Source organism: Malonomonas rubra (assembly GCF_003247215.1).
Lineage (GTDB): Bacteria > Desulfobacterota > Desulfuromonadia > Desulfuromonadales > Geopsychrobacteraceae > Malonomonas > Malonomonas rubra_A.
Map to the genome: position 1 here is coordinate 1 of NZ_QKAP01000029.1, position 3,214 is coordinate 3,214.

2 protein-coding genes and 1 pseudogene are annotated in these 3,214 nt (G+C 55.4%); 2 read left to right on the forward strand and 1 reads right to left on the reverse strand.

Annotated features, from left to right (window positions below; translation table 11 throughout):
- Together Q7J88_RS03025 and Q7J88_RS03030 are read left to right on the forward strand one after the other, a co-directional pair.
- Positions 1–1,219, forward strand: a 1,219-nt coding sequence (locus Q7J88_RS03025; RefSeq protein ID WP_303720676.1) for a VCBS repeat-containing protein, incomplete at its 5' end; no start/stop codon positions are given.
- 63 nt (positions 1,220–1,282) lie between these two features.
- Entirely contained in the window at positions 1,283–3,031 is a 1,749-nt protein-coding gene (locus Q7J88_RS03030; RefSeq protein ID WP_303720677.1) for an ATP-binding cassette domain-containing protein, read from the forward strand.
- 3 nt (positions 3,032–3,034) lie between these two features.
- Here Q7J88_RS03030 and Q7J88_RS03035 read toward each other — a convergent pair.
- Positions 3,035–3,214: pseudogene (locus Q7J88_RS03035) on the reverse strand (ion transporter); the annotation flags it as partial.

The window sequence follows — 3,214 nt, forward strand, 5'->3', positions numbered from 1 at the left end:
CTCCCTGCAGGTCAGTACCGCCAATGACACCCAGCTCCATAAGTACCAAGTTGTCGATGGCCAACTGCAAGCTCCACAGAGGCCTATTCTGAGCAACTATGCAACTGACGGATTCGAACCAGATCAGGAAAAGAAGCCCCTGCAGAAGGCCGTAGATAATTTCATTGGCATGATCAGTTCGTCAAAGAAGACCGACATGCCCGAACCCGGACTCGGTATCCAGCAGAATCAGCCGCATGCCGGCATCTGGATGAGTCAGCAGATCACCAGCGAGCCGTTGGGCCTGACCGTTGCTGACCTGACCGGTAACCAAAAGTTGGAAATCGCCATTGCTCTGGCGGGGGAGGTAGTTGTTGCCCAGCTTAACGATCAGCATGAGTACACGCAACTTGCTGCCCTTGACCTGCCGAAGAATCTGAAAATTTTGGGTATCGACAGTGCGGACCTCAATGGTGACGGCAAGAGCGAACTCTACCTGAGCGCGGTGGACAAATATCTTCCCCAGTCATTTGTCGTCGATCTGATCGATGGGGAATTGCACATCAGCATTCGCAACGTCCCCTGGCTGCTACGCACTATCAGCCTGAGTGACCAGAATCAGACCCTTGCCGGGCAACGTTGGGATTCCAAAGAAGGTACTTTTACTGATAAACCGTTTCTGGTTATTCGGAATGGGAACAAGCTGGAAACAGGCCAGCCACTTTCGCTGCCGGATCAAATCAACATTTTCAGCATTGCCTCGCTGGGCGGGGAACAAAACAGTCGACTCTACACGTATCTTACCGATGACGATTATCTGAAAGTCAGAACCGATCAAGGAACCGAGCTCTGGGAATCAGCGGACTATTTTGGCGGCAGTGAGATTTTTCTTGAACAATCTCCCCAATATTCTTCAGACCCTCTTAACAAGTTCTATTACATTCAGCCTCGCATCCTTACCACTGAGAAAGGCCAATTGCTGATTCCCCAAAATGAAGGTTGGCGCACCCTGGAGCGCTTCCGCATGTTCAAAGCCAGCCGGATAATCTCGATGACTTGGAACGGATTTGCCCTGGAAGAAAACTGGCGAACTACGACCCAACAGGGCTACCTCGTCGATTTCAACTATGTGGATGCGGACAATGACGGCCAAAAAGAACTGCTGATGCTAGTGAAATTCAAACACAAAGGAGTGCTCAACGCTCCCCGCTCGGCCCTTGTTCTCTACGAACTGAACTAAGCGGAATCTTTGCCACAGAGTACAGACAAAGATGCCCCACCAACACCAATTACGACAAACCCTATGGCACTGATTGTTCTACAGCAACTTTCCCATGCCTTCGGTGGCCCGAAACTATTTGAAGATGCTTCGTTGCAGATCAAAAGCGGTGACCGGATTTGTCTGCTCGGCCGCAATGGGGCTGGCAAATCGACCCTGTTGCAAATCATCAACGGCACCCTGCCGCATGACGAGGGAAACATCATTCGCCAGCAGGGGCTGAAAACAGCGCTGGTGCCGCAGGAGTTCCCCGTCGACTGGTCGGGAACGGTACGCAACTTTCTGCAGCAATCGGCACCGGACGCCATCAGCCTGGCGCAGGTGATCAGCCAGCTGGAACTTGACCCGGAAGCGGGAGTCAACACCCTTTCCGGCGGCATCAAGCGGCGGGTACTGCTGGCCAACGCTCTCAGTCACGATCCCGACCTGCTGCTGCTCGACGAACCGACCAACCATCTCGATATCGCCGCCATTCAGTGGCTGGAAGATTTTCTGCTGCGCCTGCGCAAGACCCTGATCTTTATCAGCCACGATCGCGCTTTTGTCCGCAAACTGGGAACCCGCATCGTCGAGGTTGATCGCGGCAAGCTACAGGATTACCGCTGCAGCTACGACCAGTTTCTCGACCGGCGCGAGGAAGTGCTCAACGCCGAAGAGAAGGAGTGGGCGCGTTTTGACCAGAAGCTGGCCGAAGAGGAGATCTGGATCCGCAAGGGGATCAAGGCGCGCCGGACCCGCAACATGGGCCGGGTGCGCGATCTGCTGAAAATGCGCGAGGAACGCCGCCAGCGCCGCGAACGAACCGGCAACGTCAAGCTGCAGCTGGAAACCGGCCAACGCAGCGGCCAGATGGTGCTGGAAGCGGAAAACCTGAAATTTTCCTTCCCGGACGGCAAGCAGGTAATCGACAACTTTTCATTGCGAGTGATGCGCGGCGACCGCATCGGACTGATCGGGCCGAACGGCAGCGGCAAATCGACGCTGCTGAAAATCCTCACCGAAGAGCTGCAGCCCAACTCCGGAACCTTACGTCACGGCACCAACCTGCAGATCGCCTATTTCGACCAACTGCGCGATCAGCTCGACGAAGAGAAGAGCGTCAAGGACAACCTCTCCAGCGATCACGATCAGGTATTGATCAACGGCAAACCGCGCCACATCTACGGCTACCTGCAGGACTTCCTTTTTACCCCCGATCGCGCCCGCACGCCGGTCAAGGTGCTCTCCGGTGGCGAAAAAAACCGTCTGCTGTTGGCCAAGCTGTTCACCCGACCGGCCAACCTGCTGATCCTCGACGAGCCAACCAACGACCTCGACATGGAAACCCTAGATCTGCTCGAAGAGCTGCTGCTCGACTACCAGGGCACCGTGCTGCTAGTCAGCCATGACCGCAGCTTTCTCGACAACGTGGTCACCAGCTCGCTAATCTTCGACGGCAGCGGCACTATCGAAGAGTTCATCGGCGGCTACGCTGACTGGCAGCAGCAGCGGAAGAAAAGCGCTCAACCCATCACCAACAAGCCAAAACCGAAAACGGGACGGCCACGCAAACTCAGCTTCAAGGAAAAGCGGGAACTGGAAGAGCTGCCGAAACGGATCGATGCCCTGGAGACCGAACAGGCCGAATTGCACGAAACAATGGCCGATCCGAACCTCTACCAGCAAGGCGACGGGGCGAAGATCGCTGGCATGCAGGAACGGTTGACGGTGATTGAAGCGGAACTGGAACAGACCTACCTGCGCTGGGAGGAGTTGGAGCAGATCCCGGAATAACCATCAGGGGTTCAGCTTCGTACCACAATATTTACAGTGGTTTGCATCAGGTGCGTGTCCTTCGGCGCTGCATTGCGGACAGCTCTGCGTCGTAATCTGCTGGGAAACGGTCAGCTCCGCGGTCACGATCCCAGTCGGAATGGCGATAATTCCGTAACCAAGAATCATCACCAGCGAAGCGAG